This window comes from Actinomadura citrea (assembly GCF_013409045.1).
Taxonomy (GTDB): domain Bacteria; phylum Actinomycetota; class Actinomycetes; order Streptosporangiales; family Streptosporangiaceae; genus Spirillospora; species Spirillospora citrea.
Genome location: NZ_JACCBT010000001.1, coordinates 998,035 through 1,016,951 on the forward strand (window position 1 = coordinate 998,035; position 18,917 = coordinate 1,016,951).

19 protein-coding genes are annotated in these 18,917 nt (G+C 71.4%); 11 read left to right on the forward strand and 8 right to left on the reverse strand.

Features of this window, described 5'->3' with window-relative positions; translation table 11 throughout:
* The first annotated feature begins 12 nt into the window (after positions 1–12).
* Positions 13–1,494, forward strand: a complete 1,482-nt coding sequence (tcuA, locus tag BJ999_RS04905) for an FAD-dependent tricarballylate dehydrogenase TcuA (RefSeq protein WP_179832173.1) — start codon at positions 13–15, stop codon at positions 1,492–1,494.
* A 7-nt stretch (positions 1,495–1,501) separates the two neighbouring features.
* On the opposite strand, the gene BJ999_RS04910 is transcribed toward tcuA, so the two are convergent.
* The 3 genes from BJ999_RS04910 to BJ999_RS04920 form a co-directional block, all read right to left on the reverse strand.
* Positions 1,502–2,248, reverse strand: coding sequence for a sporulation protein (locus BJ999_RS04910; protein ID WP_179832174.1), 747 nt, complete (start codon positions 2,246–2,248; stop codon positions 1,502–1,504).
* 88 nt (positions 2,249–2,336) lie between these two features.
* Positions 2,337–2,822: a hypothetical protein gene (locus tag BJ999_RS04915; protein WP_179832175.1), complete on the reverse strand. Its 486-nt coding sequence runs from the start codon at positions 2,820–2,822 to the stop codon at positions 2,337–2,339.
* Complete coding sequence (locus BJ999_RS04920) at positions 2,819–4,678, reverse strand: glycoside hydrolase family 15 protein (protein WP_179832176.1); 1,860 nt, start codon at positions 4,676–4,678, stop codon at positions 2,819–2,821. Before BJ999_RS04920 ends, BJ999_RS04915 begins: the two co-directional genes overlap by 4 nt.
* Positions 4,679–4,918: 240 nt before the next feature.
* On the opposite strand from BJ999_RS04920, the gene blaOXA reads away from it, so the two are divergent.
* The 3 genes from blaOXA to BJ999_RS04935 all read left to right on the forward strand — a co-directional run bounded on the left by blaOXA (position 4,919) and on the right by BJ999_RS04935 (position 7,528).
* Positions 4,919–5,806: a class D beta-lactamase gene (blaOXA, locus tag BJ999_RS04925; RefSeq protein ID WP_179832177.1), complete on the forward strand. Its 888-nt coding sequence runs from the start codon at positions 4,919–4,921 to the stop codon at positions 5,804–5,806.
* Between the two features lie 125 nt (positions 5,807–5,931).
* Positions 5,932–6,993 carry a type III polyketide synthase gene (locus BJ999_RS04930; RefSeq protein ID WP_179832178.1) on the forward strand — a complete coding sequence of 354 codons (1,062 nt, stop codon included), beginning with the start codon at positions 5,932–5,934 and terminating at the stop codon, positions 6,991–6,993.
* Positions 6,994–6,997: 4 nt separating this feature from the next.
* Positions 6,998–7,528: an isoprenylcysteine carboxyl methyltransferase family protein gene (locus BJ999_RS04935; protein ID WP_179832179.1), complete on the forward strand. Its 531-nt coding sequence runs from the start codon at positions 6,998–7,000 to the stop codon at positions 7,526–7,528.
* A gap of 9 nt (positions 7,529–7,537) precedes the next feature.
* Here the strand turns inward: BJ999_RS04935 and BJ999_RS04940 are convergent, their stop codons facing one another.
* Complete coding sequence (locus BJ999_RS04940) at positions 7,538–8,746, reverse strand: PAS domain-containing sensor histidine kinase (RefSeq protein ID WP_179832180.1); 1,209 nt, start codon at positions 8,744–8,746, stop codon at positions 7,538–7,540.
* A gap of 241 nt (positions 8,747–8,987) precedes the next feature.
* Here BJ999_RS04940 and BJ999_RS04945 point away from each other — a divergent pair, with 241 nt between their 5' ends.
* Positions 8,988–9,284 (forward strand): hypothetical protein, encoded by a 297-nt coding sequence (locus tag BJ999_RS04945; protein ID WP_179832181.1) that lies wholly within the window; start codon positions 8,988–8,990, stop codon positions 9,282–9,284.
* A gap of 48 nt (positions 9,285–9,332) precedes the next feature.
* Here the strand turns inward: BJ999_RS04945 and BJ999_RS04950 are convergent, their stop codons facing one another.
* The gene (locus BJ999_RS04950) at positions 9,333–11,066 is read right to left on the reverse strand and encodes a SpoIIE family protein phosphatase (protein ID WP_179832182.1); all 1,734 of its coding nucleotides are present in this window, start codon (positions 11,064–11,066) and stop codon (positions 9,333–9,335) included.
* A gap of 437 nt (positions 11,067–11,503) precedes the next feature.
* Complete coding sequence (locus BJ999_RS04955) at positions 11,504–11,896, reverse strand: STAS domain-containing protein (RefSeq protein WP_179832183.1); 393 nt, start codon at positions 11,894–11,896, stop codon at positions 11,504–11,506.
* Between the two features lie 550 nt (positions 11,897–12,446).
* On the opposite strand from BJ999_RS04955, the gene BJ999_RS04960 reads away from it, so the two are divergent.
* The 3 genes from BJ999_RS04960 to BJ999_RS04970 all read left to right on the forward strand — a co-directional run bounded on the left by BJ999_RS04960 (position 12,447) and on the right by BJ999_RS04970 (position 14,207).
* Entirely contained in the window at positions 12,447–12,686 is a 240-nt protein-coding gene (locus BJ999_RS04960; RefSeq protein WP_179832184.1) for a hypothetical protein, read from the forward strand.
* Positions 12,687–13,117: 431 nt separating this feature from the next.
* A complete protein-coding gene (locus tag BJ999_RS04965) occupies positions 13,118–13,705 on the forward strand; it encodes a DUF5994 family protein (RefSeq protein ID WP_179832185.1) in 588 nt (195 codons plus the stop codon).
* 55 nt (positions 13,706–13,760) lie between these two features.
* Positions 13,761–14,207 (forward strand): STAS domain-containing protein, encoded by a 447-nt coding sequence (locus tag BJ999_RS04970; protein WP_179832186.1) that lies wholly within the window; start codon positions 13,761–13,763, stop codon positions 14,205–14,207.
* Here the strand turns inward: BJ999_RS04970 and BJ999_RS04975 are convergent.
* On the reverse strand, positions 14,191–15,564 hold the full coding sequence (locus tag BJ999_RS04975; protein ID WP_179832187.1) for an MFS transporter: 1,374 nt from the start codon (positions 15,562–15,564) through the stop codon (positions 14,191–14,193). The two genes, BJ999_RS04970 and BJ999_RS04975, sit on opposite strands and share 17 nt — an antisense overlap.
* 148 nt (positions 15,565–15,712) lie before the next feature.
* Here BJ999_RS04975 and BJ999_RS04980 point away from each other — a divergent pair, with 148 nt between their 5' ends.
* Positions 15,713–16,228 (forward strand): cupin domain-containing protein, encoded by a 516-nt coding sequence (locus BJ999_RS04980; RefSeq protein WP_179832188.1) that lies wholly within the window; start codon positions 15,713–15,715, stop codon positions 16,226–16,228.
* A 51-nt stretch (positions 16,229–16,279) separates the two neighbouring features.
* Positions 16,280–17,398, forward strand: coding sequence for a helix-turn-helix transcriptional regulator (locus BJ999_RS04985; RefSeq protein ID WP_179832189.1), 1,119 nt, complete (start codon positions 16,280–16,282; stop codon positions 17,396–17,398).
* Positions 17,399–17,446: 48 nt separating this feature from the next.
* Here the strand turns inward: BJ999_RS04985 and BJ999_RS04990 are convergent, their stop codons facing one another.
* A complete protein-coding gene (locus BJ999_RS04990) occupies positions 17,447–17,920 on the reverse strand; it encodes an RrF2 family transcriptional regulator (RefSeq protein WP_179832190.1) in 474 nt (157 codons plus the stop codon).
* Positions 17,921–18,002: 82 nt separating this feature from the next.
* Between BJ999_RS04990 and BJ999_RS04995 the strand changes: the two genes are divergently transcribed.
* The gene (locus BJ999_RS04995) at positions 18,003–18,746 is read left to right on the forward strand and encodes an SDR family oxidoreductase (protein ID WP_179832191.1); all 744 of its coding nucleotides are present in this window, start codon (positions 18,003–18,005) and stop codon (positions 18,744–18,746) included.
* Positions 18,747–18,917: the final 171 nt, after the last annotated feature.

Genomic DNA, 18,917 nt, shown 5'->3' on the forward strand with positions numbered 1-18,917 from the left:
AAAGGCTCCCCCATGGACAACAAGGCAGACGTCATCGTCGTGGGCACCGGCAACGCCGGGTTCTGCGCCGCGCATGCGGCCGCCCAGTACGGCGCGCGGGTGCTGATGCTGGAGAAGGGCCCGGCCGAGGCGATCGGTGGCAACACCTACTTCACCGCTGGGGCGATCCGGACGACGTACCAGGGCCTGGACGAACTGACGGAGCTGGTCGTGGACGACGAACGCCACGCGCGCACCGACATCGCGCCGTACACCGCCGACGACTTCGGCAGCGACATGGACCGCGTCACGCTCGGGCGGTGCGATCCCTCACTGACCCGCGCGATGGTGCATGACATCGCGAACGCCCTGACCTGGATGCACGATCTCGGAATCCGCTTCCGCCTCCAGTACGAGAGGCAGGCGTACGAAGTGGACGGACGCTACCGGTTCTGGGGAGGGCTCCCGCTGGCCGTCGTCGACGGCGGCAAGGGACTGGTGGCCCGGCACCGGCTCATAGCCGAACGGGAGGGCGTCACGATCCGCTGCTCCACCCCCGTGGACCGGCTGCTGCGGGACGCCGACGGCCGAGTGGTCGGTGTCGGGGCCGGTGAACAGGAGTTCCACGCCGAGGCGGTCGTGCTGGCCGCCGGCGGATTCCAGGCCAACCGGTTGCTGCGGGCGCAGTACCTCGGCCCGAACTGGGACCTGGCCAAAGTGCGCGGTACGCCGTACAACACCGGTGCGGCCCTGCTGGCGGCACTGGACGCGGGCGCCCAGCCCGCCGGGCACTGGAGCGGCTGCCACGCGGTGGCCTGGGACGCCAACGCTCCAGAGACCGGCGACTTCGAGCTGACCAACCGGCACACCAAGCAGTCGTATCCGCTGAGCATCGTGGTCAACACCGAAGGAAGGCGTTTCCTCGACGAGGGCGCCGAACTGCGCAACTACACCTACGCCAAGTACGGTGCGCAGATCCTCCTCCAGCCCGGAGCCCGTGCCTTCCAGCTCTTCGACGCCAAGACGGCACCGCTCCTGCGCGAGGCCGAGTACCAGGTTCCCGGCGTCACCCGATTCGAGGCGAACTCGATCGCCGAACTCGCCGAACTCGCCGGCATCGACGTCTCCGGCCTGACCGCCACCGTCGAGAACTACAACGCCGCCACCCGGCCGGGGCACTTCGATCCCTCCGTCAAGGACGGCCTGAGCACGGCCGGCCTCCGTCCCCCCAAGAGCAACTGGGCCCTCCCCCTCGACGAGCCGCCCTATCTGGCTTATGGCGTGACCTGCGGCATCACGTTCACCTTCGGCGGAGTGAGGATCGACGACTCCGGACGGGTGCTCGATCACGAGAGTGAGGCGATTCCCGGGCTGTTCGCCGCGGGAGAGATGGTCGGCGGCCTCTTCTACCACAACTATCCCGGCGGCAGCGGCCTGTCGGCGGGCACGGTGTTCGGCCGCAAGGCGGGAACGGAAGCGGGCAGACTCGCCTCGGCTCTCGCACCGGCGACCTGACGACGGCCTAGCGGACCGCTTCACCGATCCAGCGCCGGGCTTCCGCCGGCCAGTCGACCTGATCGAGGTCGTGGTGCGCCGCGACGAAACGGCGGGCGGGAGGCTTGTCGCTCCAGTACCGCGTCTCGGGCGCGGCGGGCCGGACGAACACCTCACAGCCGACCGCGTTGGTGAGGAAGGTGACCTCCAGGTCGCCCGGCCCGTCGGCGGTGGAGCGGCGGTCGGTGAGCGTGTACGACTGGTGGAAGTCGAAGATCTGATCCGTGGGCGGCACGCGTTCCCCCACGAGCCGGCTGGACTGCAGGGTCCAGCCGGCCACCGCGAAGGCGTCCATGATCGCCTCGTGGAGCGGGAGCGAGGAGACATGGATCAGGTCATGGTCGGCGTCTCCCTCCGAGTCCTCGTCGTCCAGTGCGGTCCGTAGCCGTACGACCGGCCCCAGGGCCTGTCCCGCCAACTCGGTGATCGGCGTCTCCCACGGCAGCCGCATCGAGAAGCGGGCCTGATGCTCCTGCTCCTCCCGCATGATGAACGGCCCGTCGAGGTAGTGGCATCCGATCTCGTCGGTCTCCGCCTCGCCGGTGTCCAGACTCGGATACTCGGCGACGACCCGCAGGACGATCGTCTCTACCCGGGCCTCCCTCCCGACTGCCCGGAGGACCACCTGCCCGGGGAAGGTGCCGCCAGGACGGACGGACCCGGCGAACACCTGCGCATCGACCTCGACCGCCCCGCCGCCGGACCACCTCTGCATACGTCTGAACATCACCGACGCAGTCTCCCTGAAATCGATCACGTGCGCAGGCCTGGCGGGCGAGCCCGATCACCGTCCGGCCGGACGCTCATCCAGGACCGAGCGTGGTGAAACCTCCGACTATGGCTCCGAAGCCGACATGGGCGAGGACGGTGACCAGTGGTGTGCTGGGCCCGTAGTTGAGCATCAGGAAGCCCGGGGGTTCCAAGAGGGCGACCTTGGGGGCGCTGGTCATCGGGCTGCCCATCCGGGGGTGGGCCAACGGCAGCAGGATGTTCACCAGCGCGGTGCCGGCGAACAATCCGTGCACCAGACCGAAGAGGGCTCCGAGCCACCAGCCGGCGTGGCCGATGGCGAGAAAGACGGCGTAGTAGACGAACGCGAACAGCTCTCCGTTGGCGAAGTGGATGAGGTAGCCGATGGCCTTGGCGCGGGCCCGGTCGGCGGTCACGGCCGTCCCGAGCAGGAACGGCAGGTCCATGCGGGTGAGCCTGAGCTCGCTGGCGGTGCGAAGGGCGGTGGTCAGCGCCAGCGTGCCGACGAAGGCGCCCGCGGCGGTCCCCCAGGCGCTCACCCGTCCGCCTCGGCGGCGATCGAGTCGATGGTGCACGCGGCACTGATCAACGCCAGGTGACTCAGCCCCTGGGGCAGGTTCCCCAGGAAGGCCCCGGTGGCCGGGTCGATCTCCTCGCCGTACAGGCCGACGTCGTTGGCCAGCCCGACCAGGTCGTCCATCAGCGCTGTGGCCTGTTCGAGGCGCCCGGTGCGGGCGAGGCACTCGGCCAGCCAGAAGGAACAGGCCAGGAACGCGCCTTCGGTACCGCTCACCCCGTCCTCGCCGGAGTACCTGTCGACGAACGGGCCGTGCCGGAGCTCCCGTGCCACCGTGTCGACCGTGGCGCGCATGCGGGGATCGCCCGGAGGCGCGTAGCCGTGCAGAAGACCGAGGAGCACGGCCGCGTCCAGGTCCGAGCTGCCGGCGGAGCGCGTGTAGCAGTGGTGAAGTGAGGAGAAGCAACGCGTCTCGACGAAGTCGCGTATCTGCGCGCGGGCCAGCCGCCAGCGGGCCGAACCGCGGCTCTGGATCAGGCCGCGCTCGCAGAGGTCGATGGCCCGGTCGAGCGCGACCCAGCACATCATCTTCGATTGCGTGAAGTGCAGGGGAGCGCTGCGCACCTCCCAGATCCCCGAGTCCGGCCCCCGCCAGGCGGCGCAGACGAAGTCGGCCAGTTCCGCCAGGCGCCGGGCGATGTCCGCGTCCAGCCGTCCGGCGGCGCCCGCGTACAGCCAGCCGATCTGCAAAAGCTCGCCATAGGTGTCCATCTGGGTCTGCGCGCCCGCCGCATTGCCGATCCGCACCGGTCTGGAGCCGCGGTATCCGTCGAGGGGGAGCGTCCGTTCCGTCGCGTGGCCGCCGCCGTTCAGCCGGTAGAGCACCCGCAGCCGCGGATGTGTGAGCTGGGAGGCGTGCATGAGCCACCAGAAGTAGGCATGCGCCTCGGCGGGGCAGCCCAGGCTCAGGAACGCGTCGAGGGTGAACGCCGAGTCGCGGACCCAGGAGAAGCGGTAGTCCCAGTTCCGTTCGCCTCCGACCTGTTCCGGCAGCGAGGAGGTCACCGCGGCGGCGATCGCCCCCGAGGGCGCGAAGATCAGGAGCTTGAGCGCCAGCGCGCTGCGCAGCACGGCGTCCCGCCACATGCCCTCGTTCGAGCGTTCTCGGGCCCAGCCGCGCCAGGCCGCGATGGTGTGGTCCATGCGGGCATCGCATTCGGGACGGGCCGGCAGGACGAGCGGTTCCTGGTGGGCGAGCGGGATCGCCAGCAGGGCCCGCTGTCCTCGCCGCAGATCGAGGCGGCCGTTGATCGCCCGGTCGGTGCATTCCGGTTCACCCGCGTCCCAGGCGCAGACGGCGAGCGCGTCCGCGCCGGCCACCGCGACCGGGACGCCGGCGCGCCTGGCGATACGTGGGCGGCGGGCACCGTAACCGAACCGCGGCTGCACGCTCCAGCGCAGCGGCACCGTCCCCGCCACGCCGTCGATGCGCCGCTGCAGTTCCCGCATCGGCCCCAGGGCCCCATCGGCCTCCAGGGTCAGCGCGTCGGTGACCCGCAGGCTGCCGCCGCCGGTGGTGAACGTGGTCTCCAGCACGTTCGTGCCAGGGAGATACCGGCGCGCGACCGTGTAGGGCTCCTCTGGCTCCAGCAGGAAGCGGCCGCCTCGGACGGGGTCCAGGAGGGCGGCGAACACCGAGGGCGAGTCCAGATCCGGCATCCCCAGCCAGTCCACGGACCCGTCGGCGGCGATCAGCGCGGCACTCCGTCCGTCTCCGATCACCGCGTAGTCCCGCAGCGGGGCGTAGCCGTCGCTCCGGAAGGCCGTGGTGCGCCCGGGATCGGACGGGGTGTCAACGGGATGACCGCCGACTCTCATGAGCCCATGCTCTCATCCGTTTTCAGGGCATCCATTCCTTCCTGTCTCATATGTCCCTCAGGATTCCCCCACGTCGCCCGGGACCGCTCGCCGGCAGGAAGCGCTGCGGCGGTCGGTTGGGCGCCACGTCGCCTGACCGCCGGATCGCTTGGGTGAGCTGCAACGATATGCAGTTCACTATGATTCATTGATCGATATCCATATTGGACAGAGGCCGTCATGTGGTGATCAAGTGACCGCATGACCAAGCCTTCCTCCCGAACTCTGCGCGTCCGGCTGGGTGCCACCACGCTCGCCGCGCTCACCCTCTTCGGCACCGCCGCGTGCGGCGCCGCCCATGACTCCGCCCCGCGCGGCGCCGCCGTCGTCGCCGCCGCCGATCAGATCCGGCCCGGCATCACCGAGCGTGACGATCTGCGGGCCGTCTTCGACGCGGCGGGCGTGCGCGGCTCGTTCGCGATGCTGGACGTGAAGACCCGGAGCACGACCGTGGTGGACCGGCGGCGTGCCGAGACCCCGCTGGTGCCCGCTTCCACCTTCAAGGTCCCGCACGCGCTGGTCGCCCTGGAGACCGGGGTGGTCAAGAGCCCCGACGAGGTGATCCCCTGGGACGGGACGCCGCAGCCGTTCCCCGAGTGGGAGCAGGACATGACGATGCGGGAGGCCGTCCGCATCTCCAACGCCGCGGCGTTCCAGGTGATCGCCCGCCGCATCGGTCTGCAGCGCGAACGGCAGTGGCTGCACCGGCTCGGCTACGGCAACCGCCAGACGGGTCCGGTGGTGGACCGGTTCTGGCTGGACGGCCCGCTGAAGATCTCGGCGGTGGAGCAGACCCGGTTCATGGAGCGGCTGGCGTTCGAGCGCCTGCCCGCCTCGCGTGAGCACCAGCGCACCGTCCGGGATCTGATCAAGCAGGAGGAGAAGGACGGGTACACGCTGTACGCCAAGTCGGGTTGGCAGAACGCCCCCGGCCCCGGCACCGGCTGGTGGGCCGGTTGGGTCGAGCGCGGCGGACGTGTGTACACCTTCGCGCTGAACATCGACGTCGCCAAGGACGGCGACGCCGCCAAGCGCGCCACGGTCTCCCGTGAGTTGCTGCAGCGGCTGAACGTGCTGCCCGCTGCGTGAGCATCTCCCCCGGGCCACGGTGACCGTCGCAGGGTCACCGTGGCCCTCGCCGCCGCACCGATCCTCGCCCGCTGGTACAAGCCGCGCTGGTGGGGAAGGAGCCGGGAGGGGACTTAGGGGGAGATGTGCGCGTAGGAGCCGTTCAGACCGTCCTGCCGGAACATCACTACGACCAGCGTGAGATCACCGAGGCGGTCGTCGGGGCGACCGGGGCCGATCGGCGGGTGGTGGAGCGTTTCCATTCCGCCACCCGGGTGACGGGCCGGTACCTGGCCATGCCGATCGACAAGTACGCGAATCTCGACGGTTTCACCACGGCGAACGGCGCCTATGTCGATACCGCGCTGTCCCTCGGGGAGCGGGCCGTCCGGGGCGCGATGGAGGCGTCCGGGGTCGACGCGTCGCAGGTCGACCATCTGGTCTTCTGTTCCTCGACCGGAGTCGCCACCCCCTCGCTGGACGCGTCCCTGGCCCAGCGCCTGGGCCTGCGGGACGACGTCAAGCGGGTACCGATCTTCGGCCTGGGCTGCGCGGCCGGCGCCGCGGGCCTGTCGCGGCTGTACGACTATCTGCGCGCGTGGCCCGACCAGGTGGCGGTGCTGGTCTGCGTCGAGTTGTGCTCGCTGACGGCGCAGCGCGACGACGACTCGCTGGCCAACCTGGTGGCCAGTGGGCTGTTCGGGGATGGTGCCGCGGCGGCCGTGGCGGTCGGAGGCGACCGGAAGGCCGCTACCGGGGGCCCGGTCCGCTGGGGGCCCCAGGTCGTCGCGACCCGCAGCAAGCTCTATCCCGGCACCCAGAGGCTCATGGGATGGGACGTCGGTGAGCACGGCTTCCGGATCGTCCTGGCCGCCGACCTGGTGGAGCACGTGGAGGCGACGCTGGCCGATGACGTCGCCGCCTTCCTGGGTGAGCACGGTCTGTCTCCCGGCGAGGTGTCCTCGTGGGTCTGCCACCCCGGGGGGCCCAAGGTGATCGACACGATCGCCGAGGCCTTCGCCCTCGGGCACGGTGAGCTCGACCTGACATGGGACTCCCTCCAAAAGCTCGGCAATCTGTCCTCGGTCTCGGTGCTCAACGTTCTGCAGGAGACGATCGAACGACGCCGCCCGCCGGAGGGCGAACCCGGGCTGCTGATGGCATTGGGCCCCGGGTTCTCCGCCGAGATGCTCCTGCTGCGCTGGTGAACTCGTGCTCGGGTTCACGCTGCTCATAGCGCTCGTCGGAGCCGAGCGGATCGCCGAGCTGATCGTGGCTCGCCGGCACCGGCGCTGGGCGAGGAGCAGGGGCGGTGTCGAGTACGGACGCGGACACTACCCGGGGATCGTCGCCGCCCATGTCGGCCTGCTCGGCGGCGCGCTGCTCGAGGCATGGCTGCTCGACCGCCCCTTCATCCCGGTCCTGGGCTGGTCGATGCTGAGCGTCGCCGTCCTGGCCCAGGGGCTGCGCTGGTGGTGCATCGCCGCACTCGGCCGGCGGTGGAACACCCGCGTGATCATCGTTCCGCACCTGCCGCTGGTGGACAAAGGCCCCTATCGCCTGCTGCGCCATCCCAACTACGTCGCGGTCGTCGCCGAGGGCATCGCCCTGCCGCTGGTGCACACCTGCTGGCTCACCGCCCTGCTGTTCACCCTCGTGAACCTGGGCCTCCTGAGAGCCCGCATCAGGACCGAGAACACCGCTCTCCGGCACGCGGCCGACACCACACCCGCACCCTCGTGACGATGCCCTTCAAGGAGGAGTGCAGGGTAGGCGGAGGATCATGCAGGTTCCGCCGGGGCGGTCGGCGATGTCAAGGTCGCCGTGGTGGGCGCGGGCGATCTGGCGGGCGATGGGCAGGCCGAGGCCGGTGCCTTCGGGATCGCTGCTGCGGGCGTCGGCGCGGCGGTAGAAGCGCTGGAAGACCGCTTCCCGCTCGTTCGCGGGTATGCCGGGGCCGTCGTCGGCGACCTCGACGAACGCCTGCTCGTCGCGTTGGAAGACCTTGACCTGGACCAGGCTGGTGGCGTGGCGGTCGGCGTTGCTCAGCAGGTTGGACAGCACCCGCGCCAGGCGGACCGCGGAGCCTTCGACCACGATCCCGGCGGTGATGTCGACGGTGGTGGCGCAGGCCAGGTCGGAGCGTGCGAGTTCGGCGGCCACCAGCGCGGACAGGTCGACCGGTTCGGTCGGGAAGGGGGCGTTGCCTTCGAGCCGGGCCAGTTCCAGCAGGTCGCTGACGATGTCGCCGAGCCGTTCGGCGTCCTGCAGTGCCGCGTGAAGGACCTGCCGCGAGTCGGCCTGGGGGTCGGTCAGGGCCACCTGCAGCCTGGTCTGCAGGCCGGTGAGCGGGCGGCGCAGGTCGTGGGAGGTGTCGGCCACCACCTGCTGTTGCCGGCGCAGGGCCGCGCGGGCGGCGGCGGTGGCCTGCCGCTCGCGCCGCCGTGCCCGGCGCAGCCGCCGGTTGGCCTCCTGGAGTTCCTGCGCGCGGAGGAAGAGCTCGGCTTCGGCCGCCTCCACCTGGTCGGCCGGGGACCACTCCTCGGCCGCACCGGCCGACCGCAGCTGCTGAATGTAGGCGGTGACTTCCTCGACCCGGTTGATCACGCAGGCGACTCGGCCGTCCGGTCCCAGCATGGGCGCGTTCACCGCGGCCCAGTACCGTTCCTCGTAGTTCCCCGGCTCCCCGGCCACCTGCACGTCGTACCGCACCAGCGCCATCACGTCGACGTCGCCTTCGGCCAGCACGCGCTCCAGGGAGGCACGCAGCTCCTGGACGCCCTGCCCGGACGGGCCACCCGGAAAGACCTCAAAGATCTGATGCCCGAGAAGCTGTCCGCGCGGCCGTTCCAGAACACGCTCGTACGCCCGGTTCACCCCCAGATACACCAGGTCGGACGACAGCACCGCACACGCGGCGGGAACCGCGTCGAACGCCGCCGCGTAATCCACGCTGGTCACGTCGGCTTCCTACCCCGGGCATGCCAAGAACTCCTCCATCCCACTCCCGCCATGCCACAAGACGTGCGATGATCGCGGCCGCGCGGCCGGAGGCGTGCGCGGGCGGGTCCTGACGGCCGTCTCGGCGCGGTGGCGGATCGGGCTCCCATCCGGCGAGGGGCCCATGGCCTGCCGGCGACCGTGGGTAGGCATAGGTGGGAGATCGTTTCGCGGGCTCCTGGACTCATGGAAGGTGAGGCTCATGAGCGGTAATGCACCGGAGGTATGGATTTCAGCCGCCGAAGGCGACCTGATCCGTGCCGATGCGATCGTGATCCTGCGTCTGGACAAGACCGGCCGGTTGACCGTGCAGCTGCGCGACGAGGCGAAGGTCAGCGTGTCCCTCCTGGAGGGATCGGCGACCAGCGGCCGTCCGCCCGCGGACTTCCACCGCCGGCTGGTCCGGATGATCGCCGAGGTCGCGGACTCCGGTAGCGCGCAGCTGATCAGTGCCCGGTACGTCGAGGGCGGTTGGCGCTGGATCAGCGAGCCCCTGTGAGGGCGTGCGCGCGCCCGAGCCCTCGGCCGGGTCGCCGGACCGGTCCCTTCATTCGGGGACACGGAGGGCGAGGAGGGCGACGTCGTCCTCGCCGCTGAGCTCCATACGCTCCAGGAGCTGGTCGCAGAGGTCGGACACGGGGAGCTCGGCCAGGTGGGCGCTGTGGCGGCGAAGGCCGGTGAGGCTGTCGGTCAGGTCCGTGCCGCGGGTCTCGACGAGGCCGTCGGTGTAGAGCAGCAGGGTGGACAGCGGCGGCAGTTCGCGGATGCCGTCGGGGCGGGCATCGGTGAGGCCGGGGTCGCCGAGCAGCATTCCGTGCTCTTCGAGGAAGGTCGTGGCGCCGTCATGGCTGATCAGGAGCGGCGGGGGATGGCCCGCGTTGCACCAGCGCAGGTACCAGGATCCGGCGGTGGTCCTTTCGACGCGGCCGAACACGGCGGTGGCGAGTTCGGCGTCGCTGACGGCGTCCATCACCGCGTCCAGGCGCTCCAGGACGGTGCTCGGGGGCACGTCGAGATCCCAGGCCAGGGCCCTGAGCATGTTGCGGACCTGTGCCATGCGGGACGCCGCGTGCAGGTCGTGGCCCATGATGTCGCCGATGACCAGCCCCGTGGCGCCGGTGGCGAGGGGAAAGGCGTCGTACCAGTCGCCGCCGACCCAGCTGGCCTGGGCGGCGGGGCGGTACCGGGCCTGGAGTTGCAGGTCGTCCCGTTCGGGCAGAGGGGTGAGCAGGCTGCGTTGCATGGCCTCGGCCGTGTTCCGTTGGGCGGTGAACAGCCGGGCGTTGGCCAGGGCCAGTCCCGTGCGGCGCGCGATGTCCTCCACGACGAGCCGGTCGTCAGGAGCGTAGCCGTGTCCGGGGCGGGAGTAGCCCAGGGTCAGCGCGCCGTAGGTCTCGCCCCGGGCCGCCAGCGGGGTGATGATCACGCTGTGGGCGTCCACGGTCTGGAAGAGTTCGTGCTGGGCGGCGGTCAGCGGCTCGTCGGAGTACGGCCGGGCGTCGTCGCCGCTGATGACCATGGTCATGCCCCCCTGCAGGACCCGCGCGAGCGGCCCGCGCGGGGCCCGGGGGAGCGGCGGCAGCGGCCCCTCCAGGCGAGCGATGTCGGCGGGGGAGATCTCGCGGTGGGTCGCGGCCACCCGCTCGACGCACCCGTCGAGCATGAGCAGGTCGACCTCCGCCCAGTCACCGAGCGCGGGCACCGTCAGCCGGACCAGCCGCCGCAGCACCTCGTCCTCGTTCAGGGTGGACGACAGCACCGTGGTGATCTCGGCGACCAGCGCCAGCCGGGAGTTGGCCCGCCGCGCCTGCGCCATCCGGTCGTGCTGTTCCCGCTCGATCCGGAGCCGTTCGGCAGCGTCCTGGAGCACGATGACCACTCCGGCCACCGCCCCCGCCCCGTGCTCTTCATCGGCCGCCTCATCGGCGTAGATCGGTGCGGATGACCAGGCCAGCATCACCGAGTGCCCGTCATGATGGGTGAACGAGTCGCCGTCGGCGTGGTCGGGAACACCGGTCCGCAGTGTCCGCAGGATGCGGCAGTCCCGCCGCGGAGGGGGCTCGCCCTCGACGACGCGGTGCAGGAGCCGGTCCACCGGCCGGCCCAGCGCCTCCTCGGAGGCGTACCCCAGGAGATGCCGGGCCCAGGGGTTCCAGGCCGTGATCCTGCCGGACGCGCCGACCGCCACGATCGCCGAGTTCATCGCCTCGACCAGGCCCGCGTGGTCCGCGCCGACCCGGTCGTGCGGCTGCCCGCTCATCTGTTCCTCCTGGTCGGACATCAGGATCCCTGCCCCTCACCGCCACCGGGACACCTCGGCCCCACAGGGGCATCTCGGCCCCACAGGAGCGCTCTGCCGCCGGCCCGCTTCCCGAAAGGCGTCCCGCTACCGGTGCGCTGCGCGGGCGCCTCCGGGCGGCCGGTTCAGGAGACGATCAGAGAGACGACGGCGACGACCGCGCAGACGGCGGCCAGCGCGATGGCCATACCTGCGGCGAGGCCTCTCATCAACGCGAGGTATTCGTCTTTCATCGTCATTCGTCCCCCTCGGGGTTCGATGAACCTCTCGCCGGGGTCGCCGGTGTGCGGAGCGAGTCGCGGGGGATCACGTGCCCGCCCGCTCAGTGAACGGCCGTATCGGGGCCGTCCGGTACGACCGGCGTGGCCGGACACGGTGCGCTCTGGCCGCCATGCCTGGCGCGTCCAGAGTTCTGGTGGTCATGCCGCGGACACGGCCTGGGCCCCCGGAGCCGTCTGGACCACGAGCACGCGGTCCAGGCCCGTGAGGTGGAGGAGTTCGGTGAGTTGCCGGTTCGCGGCATCGAGGCGGACGATGATCCCGAGTGCCTCGGCGCGCTGCTGGAGGCCGACCAGGACGGCGAGCCCGGCCTCGTCGCAGGACGCCACCTCGCCCAGGTCGAGTATCAGCAGCCGGCCGCTGGGACGCAGCACGCCGAGCAGGTGCTCGCGCAGTGCCGGCGCCGCGGCGGAGTCCAGGTCGCCGTGCAGCGCGACGATGGTGTGGCCGGGACGCCGGCGGGCGGGCGCCCGCACCCTGGCGGGTTCCGCGGTCAGGCCCTCGGCGGTGGCCGCGGCGCTCATGGTGCTCATGGGTGATCTCCGATCACGGAACGCCGTACGGGCCCGGGAGGTAGGCGATGAGTGACACCGAATCGTTGGCACGGGGGCCGGGGGGCGGACCTCACGGGAGACGAGGATCTCCGCGGCACGTCGCCGGTCGGGGCCGCCGTCGGGAAACGCGTGCGAGTCGAACACTGTGCGGGCCATCTCGAAGGCCCCGTTCTCGGTCGTCGAGGACCGGGTCGTGATCGCCGAAGACGGCGCCGACATGGCGGCCCGCGCACGAAGTGCCCCCGGTGTCACCGAGACTACGCCACCGGGCCCGCCCCGGGGTGCTGCCGGCGATGACCTGCGCCGAGCAGTGATGAGTGGGCCCGTTCTCTCGGGGGTATGAGCCGGCCACACCTCCGGAATCATGGGCGCACACCCCGGGCGCCCTCTCCGGGCTGGCAAGACGATGCAAGGGACAGGGCACGCCGTGGGCGCGACGGATCAGATGATGCGGTTGCTCGGTCTCACCGGCCCGCCCCCGCCCGACCCGGCATCGGGCGCACCGCCGGCAGCCGCGCAGCATCGGGAATTGGCCGACGCCATGCGGAGCCTGCCCGGCCGTTTCCAGGATCGGCTGCCCGCCTCGACGCTGCGGCGCGTCACCGACTCGGCCGCCCGAGGGCGGTGGGAGAAGGCGATGGGCGAGCTGCTCATGGGCTTGTACATGAGGGATGCGCCGGTGAGCGCCGTCGAGCGCGAGGAACTGGGCGACGCTCTGCACGTGCTCGGCGTACCGGCCCATCGCCTCGACAGGCTGCGCTCACGCTGACCAGCGGCGACCGTCGGAACCGGTGAGGCGATCGAGCGTGACGGGCCGCGGCGACCCTCCGCACCGGGTTCGGCATCCGCGGACGAGCCGGAAATGCCATTGGCAATTCGCCGCCGTCAAACCCTAGAATGTAAAAGACGGGGGAAGATATATCGAAAACTTGGGCGGACATTACTCCAGGTTTTTACGATGTCGAAGGCCGGCGGCTAGAGTGACGATATCCGTCAAAGACGACATCCCCATCCTTGAGGGTGATCCGACGGTGGCCGGCGGTTTCGTCGCTGGTTTCGATGATCGGAACCGCTTCGCTCGCCGTGCTCTGCCGCATCGACCCGCATCCACGGGGACGCTGCAGACCCGTCGGCCCGGACCGGACCGGTCGACAGCCCGGCCCTGGGCGCGGCGCGGTCTCCAGGGAGAAGGGGAGACGCATGCTCACCACCACCGATCCACGAACGATCTTCGGCCTTCCGCCGCCCTCGTCCCCCCGGCTGGCCCTGCGGTCATCCGCCCCGGCCGGGCGGCCCGGTTCTGGGCGGGGCCGCGCCCTTCTGGACGGCGGCTGGTGGCCCCGCTCGGCCGACCCGGTCGCCGAACTGCCCGGATTGCTGCTGGCCCTGCAGGCCCACGGCCCACCCGACGACCACCGGCCGATCACCCACGTCATGCTGCGAGAGGCCGACTGGGACGACCATCCCCGCCGACTGCTCGTCAACGGCCCCGACGACACCCGCGAGGTCCGGCTCAGCTGGTTCGACCACCTGCCCGCCGGGCTGCTCACCGCGATCTACGCCGACGGCCGCCGCATCGACCTGCTCACCGTCCCGGCCGCCACCGGCCACGCAGCGGCCCAGGCCGCCCTGGAAGCAGCCGCCGATCCCGCCGACCATCTGCCGGCCCCCGACCTGCTGGCCGCGTTGACCGTTCCGGCCGACCCGTGGGACGGGCCGGCGGCCGGGCGACCCCAGACCCCCAGATCGCAGGACGCACGACTGCGTGAACCGTCAAGGTCGCGCTGACCCGGGACACGAGCGACACGGCCCGGATCCCTTCATCCCGCGATCGGAGATCGCCATGATCGGCAAACCGCCCACCACCGTATCCACCTGGTACGCCAGCCACACCGGGTTCATCGCCGTCCGCCGCTCTCGGGCCGCCGCAAGGGCCACCGCGTCCCCGCGCGGACGTGCGGGCATCACCATCCTCGCCTTGCGGGGCGAGCTCGACATGGCATCCGCCCCCGCAGTCGGCGAACATCTGCTCGCCGCACTGCCTCGAAGCGCCCGGTTGCTGATCCTCGACATGGGCGAGGTGTCCTTCTGCGACGCGGCCGGGTTGAGCGTGCTGATCGGCGTCCAGCGCCGTGCCGCCGGACTGGGCATCACCCTGTACCTGTCCGGCCTCCGCCCGCAGGTCGCCAAACTGCTGCGCATCACCGGCCTGGACCGCGGTCTCATCGTCCGGCCAGGCCACCTCGGGCTCGCGGGCGGGCGGAGCGATCGCACTACCGCGCGGCCGTGACCGGATGCTCCCGGTCTCCCGGGACGAGGGCCAGAAGGCCCGCCGTGAGCGGGAGCGCGGCCACGAGCGCGAGGGCGCCGGTCAGGGACATCGACCGGGACAGGGCCGCCGCGGCTGCCGAGCCGATCCCGCCGCCGGCGAAGAACGTGAGGTTGAGGAGGCCCATGGCGCCCCCGCGCAGGGCGGGTGCGATGTGCGCCGATAGGAGGCCGGTCGTGACCACCTGCGTGACGGCGAACGCCGCGAAGCCGAGGGACGCTCCGGCCAGCAGCACCCAGGGACCGCCGCCGAAAGCCCCGGCCGAGATCAGCAGCAGTGCGGAGGAGAGCGCGGCCCCGGCCAGCAGCCGGTTGCCGCCCCGTCCCGGGGTGAGGCGCCCGGCCATCCGGGACAGCACGGCCCCGGCGACCGCGCCCGGCAGGAGTGCCGTACCGACCGAGAGGACGCTCCAGCCCTGCTGCTTCACCAGGACCTGCGGGATGACGTACATCACGGCGAACAGGCCGCTGTAGACGCCCACGCCGATGGCCGCCGCCAGGACGAAGGCGCGATCGGCCACCAGGGACCGGAGCACGAAGCCCTCGGGCCGGGTCCGCACCCACCAGGCCAGGCAGGCGGCCGCGGGCAGGAAGGCCACCCCGGCCGACGCGACGGCTCCCGCCGGCAGCGACAGTGTGGGGGACTGCACGAACACCAGCAGCGTGGCCGCCGTCGCGGTGACCAGCCCGGCGCCGATGAGATCCATGCGGCTCCCCGATCCGGGACGGACGGCGAGACGCAGGCAGAGCGGCACTCCGGCCAGCGACAGGACCGGCAGCGCCAGGGTGAGCCGCCAGGTCAGCCACTGCGTCACCACCCCGCCGGCCAGCGTCGCGCTCGCCGAGAAGACCGCCATGGTCGCGCCGAAGGCGGCCAGGACGCCGGCGCGCCGCTCCGGGGCGCCGGCGGCGGCGAGCGCCAGGGCGCCGGAGGTCATCGCCCCCGAGCCCGCCGCCAGGACGAACCGTCCGGCGACCAGGACGCCGAGGTTCGGTGCCAGCAGGATCACCGCCGCGCCGAGCCCGAGGACCAGCGAACCGGACAGCAGCGTGGTCCGGACGCCCCGGGCGTCGGCCAGGCGTCCGAACACCGCCGTCCCCACGCCCAGGGCCAGTGCGTGCACGGTGAGGACCCAGGCGACACTCTCCGGTGCCGCACCCAGCGAGGTGGCCACCTTCGGCAGCGCGACGCCTGCCGCGGTGACGCCGAACACCGCCGGGCCGAACAGGATGCCGAGCCGCAGCCCCTTCGAGCCCGCGCCGGGCTCGTTCCGAACCGGTAGGGGCTTGGACGCCCGTCGAGCGGATTCGGCTTGCATGATCAATCCTTCTGCAGTTCCCGTCAGTTACTCGATCACCATCACCGCGGCGGCGCGCGGGGCCAATCCCTCAAGTGGGGGATGGAGACCGCGGGGGCGCGGGCGGCACGATCAGAGGACCGTTCACGGGCACCACAGGGAGACCTCGATGACCAGCACGTCCCAGCCGACCGGAAGCGCGCTCCTCGTCCGGGGCGGCGAGGCGGAGCTCCTCGGTCTGCCCTCCGGCGGGGGGTTCGGGCTTCTGACCGACAGCGAGGAGACCGGTGCGGCCCTGAGTGCCAGCCGTCTCACCCTCGCCGACGGCGCGGACGGTGCGCAGCCGCACCGTCACCTGCTCTCGTCAGAGTTCTTCTACGTCCTCGACGGCGCGGCCGAGTTCCTTCTCGGCGACGAGATCCAGTCCCTCGGCAAGGGAGACTTCCTGGTGATCCCGCCGGGTCTTCCGCATGCCTTCGGAGCGGTGCGAGGCTCGGGCGCCGATCTGCTGGTGGGGATCACTCCGGGCGTCCAGCGGTTCGGTTACTTCCGGATGCTGCAGCGCGTCGCCGAAGGGCGGGACCGCCCCGAGAGCCTGATTCCGGTGCAGGAACGGTACGACGTCCACTTCCTGGACAGCGTGACCTGGCAGAGCGCGCGCAAGGGCCGCCCGTCCGCGGAATAGGAGCGAGCGGAACCGCGTCTTCCCTGAAGATGCCTCAGGAGGGCGGATCGCATGCACGACCCCACGGCGTCCCGCGTCCGGCGCGGCCGGGCCGGCCTGATCTCCCGTGTCGACGGGGCACGGGACGCGCTGGACATGTTCGCGGAGGCGTCCACCAGGCTGCGCGCCCTCGTGCCGTTCGACGCCTCGGTGTGGCGGGCCACCGATCCGTTCACCGGACTGATGACCGCGCCCGTCCGGGTCGAGAACCTCTCCGAGGGGGGTTCGGCGACCTACTGGGACAACGAATTGCTCGCCGAACGCATCAACCTGTTCAGCAACCTCGCCCGCGCCACCGTCCCCGCGGCGGCGCTCCGCGAGAGCACCGGGGACCTGCCCGAGCGAAGTCCCCTTTACCGTGGCTACCTGCGGCCCCGGGGGCTCGCCGACGAACTGCGCGCCGTCCTGCGGGTGGGCGGACGGCCGTGGGGCCACATCAGCCTGTTCCGCGAGGAGGGCCGCCCGTCCTTCACCGCATCCGAGATCGCGCTGGTGTCCAGCCTGTCGCTGCCGCTCGCCCGGCGACTGCGCTCCTTCGCCCGGCCTGCCGCCGGGCCGGACACGACGACCCCCTCGGGCCTCGGTCTGCTGCTCTTCGACTCCGCCGGCGATCTGATCTCGGTCAACGCCGACGCGCGCAGACACCTGGACGACCTGCCGCCCGGCCCGTCGTCCCCCACGCCGTTCGGGATCCGGTTGCCCGCCTGGATGCACGGCATGGCCGTCGGGGCACGTGCGACGGCGGAAGGCGGCACCGAGGTCCGGATCCGCGATCGCGCGGGCCGGTGGCTGGTCTGCCAGGCCTCGTGCCTGCGCGAGGCCGACGGCTCGTTCGGCCACACCGCGCTGGTCATCGAGCCCGCCACGTCCGCGCAGGTGTCGCTTCTCACCGCCGAGGCCTGCGGGCTCTCGGACCGGGAACTGGAGATCACCCTTGCGGTGGCCCGCGGGCTGACCAGCGGCGAGATCGCCCAGGCCCTCTTCATCTCCGTCCACACCGTGCGGGACCACATCAAGGCGATCTTCAAGAAGGTCGGCGTCTCCCGCCGCGGGGAGCTCATCGCCAGTCTGTTCGCCGACCACCACCAGCCGCCCGGCGGCGACGCCCTGCACCGCACCATCGACTCCTGATCGCGCCGTCGGCGTCCGCCGTGAGAGCGGGCGGGCTGCAGGTCCGGGCTAGGTGATCTCCGCCAGGCGTGCTCGGGTGCGGGAGGGCGCCGACGGCGGGAGAGTGCCGAGGACGTCGGCCAGGGTGACGCCGGAGAGGCTGTCCCGCCACGCCCGGTGCGCGTCGGCCATCTTCGCGGCAAGGACACAGGTGCTCCGGCACTCGCCGGGGGGCAGTGCCCCCCGGCCCTGCTGGCGGATCTCGCGGCACTCATACGGTGCGGACGTGCCGTCGACGGCCTCGACGATCTGCAGGAGGGTGATCTCGGAGCCGGGTCGTGCGAGCCGGAATCCTCCACGCGGGCCCGCGGTCGCGGTGAGCACGCCGGCCTTGACGAGGGCCTTCAGCTGCTTGGCGAGATACGGGGCGGGCAGGTCGTAGTACAGCGCCAGCTGTGCCGTCGACGCGCTGACTCCCGGATCCAGCTGAGCCAGCGTGGTCGCGCAGTGCAGAACCCACTCGGTGCTTACAGGCAGCTTCACAGCCGGAGTTTATCGCAGATATCATGGATCTATTTAGTCCATGATAAGTTCGGATCGATCATCAGGACAAGGGGAGACCACCATGCGGATCGCCGTAGCCGGTGCGACCGGCAACATCGGAACCCTCACCGTCGCCGCTCTCCAGCGGGACGGCCACGAAGTCGTGCGCATCAGCCGCTCGCTCGGCGTGGATCTGACCAGCGGCGAAGGGCTCGACGACGCGTTGACCGGCGTCGAGGCGGTCATCGACGTCACCAACAGCACCGCGGCCGACCCGGCCGAGACGGTGGCCTACTTCGGTGCCGTCACGCGGAACCTGCTCGCCGCCGAGGAGCGGGCCGGTGTCGGCCACCACGTGCTGCTGTCGATCGCGGGGGTCGACCGCATCGAGGGCAACGCGCACTACGTCGGCAAACGAGAGCAGGAGCGACTGGTGGCCGCCGGTGCGGTGCCATGGACGATCGTCCCGGCCACGCAGTTCCACGACTTCGCCGCGATGGTGACGAGCTGGACCGAGCAGGACGGCGTCGCCACGATCGCGCCGCTGCTGGTGCAGCCGGTCGCGCCCGCGGACGTGGCCGACGTGCTCGCCGAGATCGCGACGGGTCGGCCGCAGGGGCGTTACACCGATGTCGCCGGGCCCGACCCGCAGGACCTGGTCGACATGGCCCGGCGCACCAACGAGGCGCGTGGCCGCACGGTGAAGCTCGTGCCCACGTGGTCGACGATGTTCGGTCCGGAGACGGCCGGCAACGTGCTGCTGCCCGCCCCGGACGCCCGCATCACGCCGACCACCTTCGACCAGTGGCTCGCCGAACAGCGATAGTGAACCGCCCTGGCTCTGCCCAAAGCCTCCGCGAGCAGAGCCGGACCGTCGCTCGGGCGCAGGCAGGCGACGAGACGGCGTTCGCCGAGTTGGTCGAGCGCTGCCAACGAGAACTGCACGTGCACTGCTACCGGATGCTGGGCTCATCGACCAGGACCGGCGCGCGTCGGC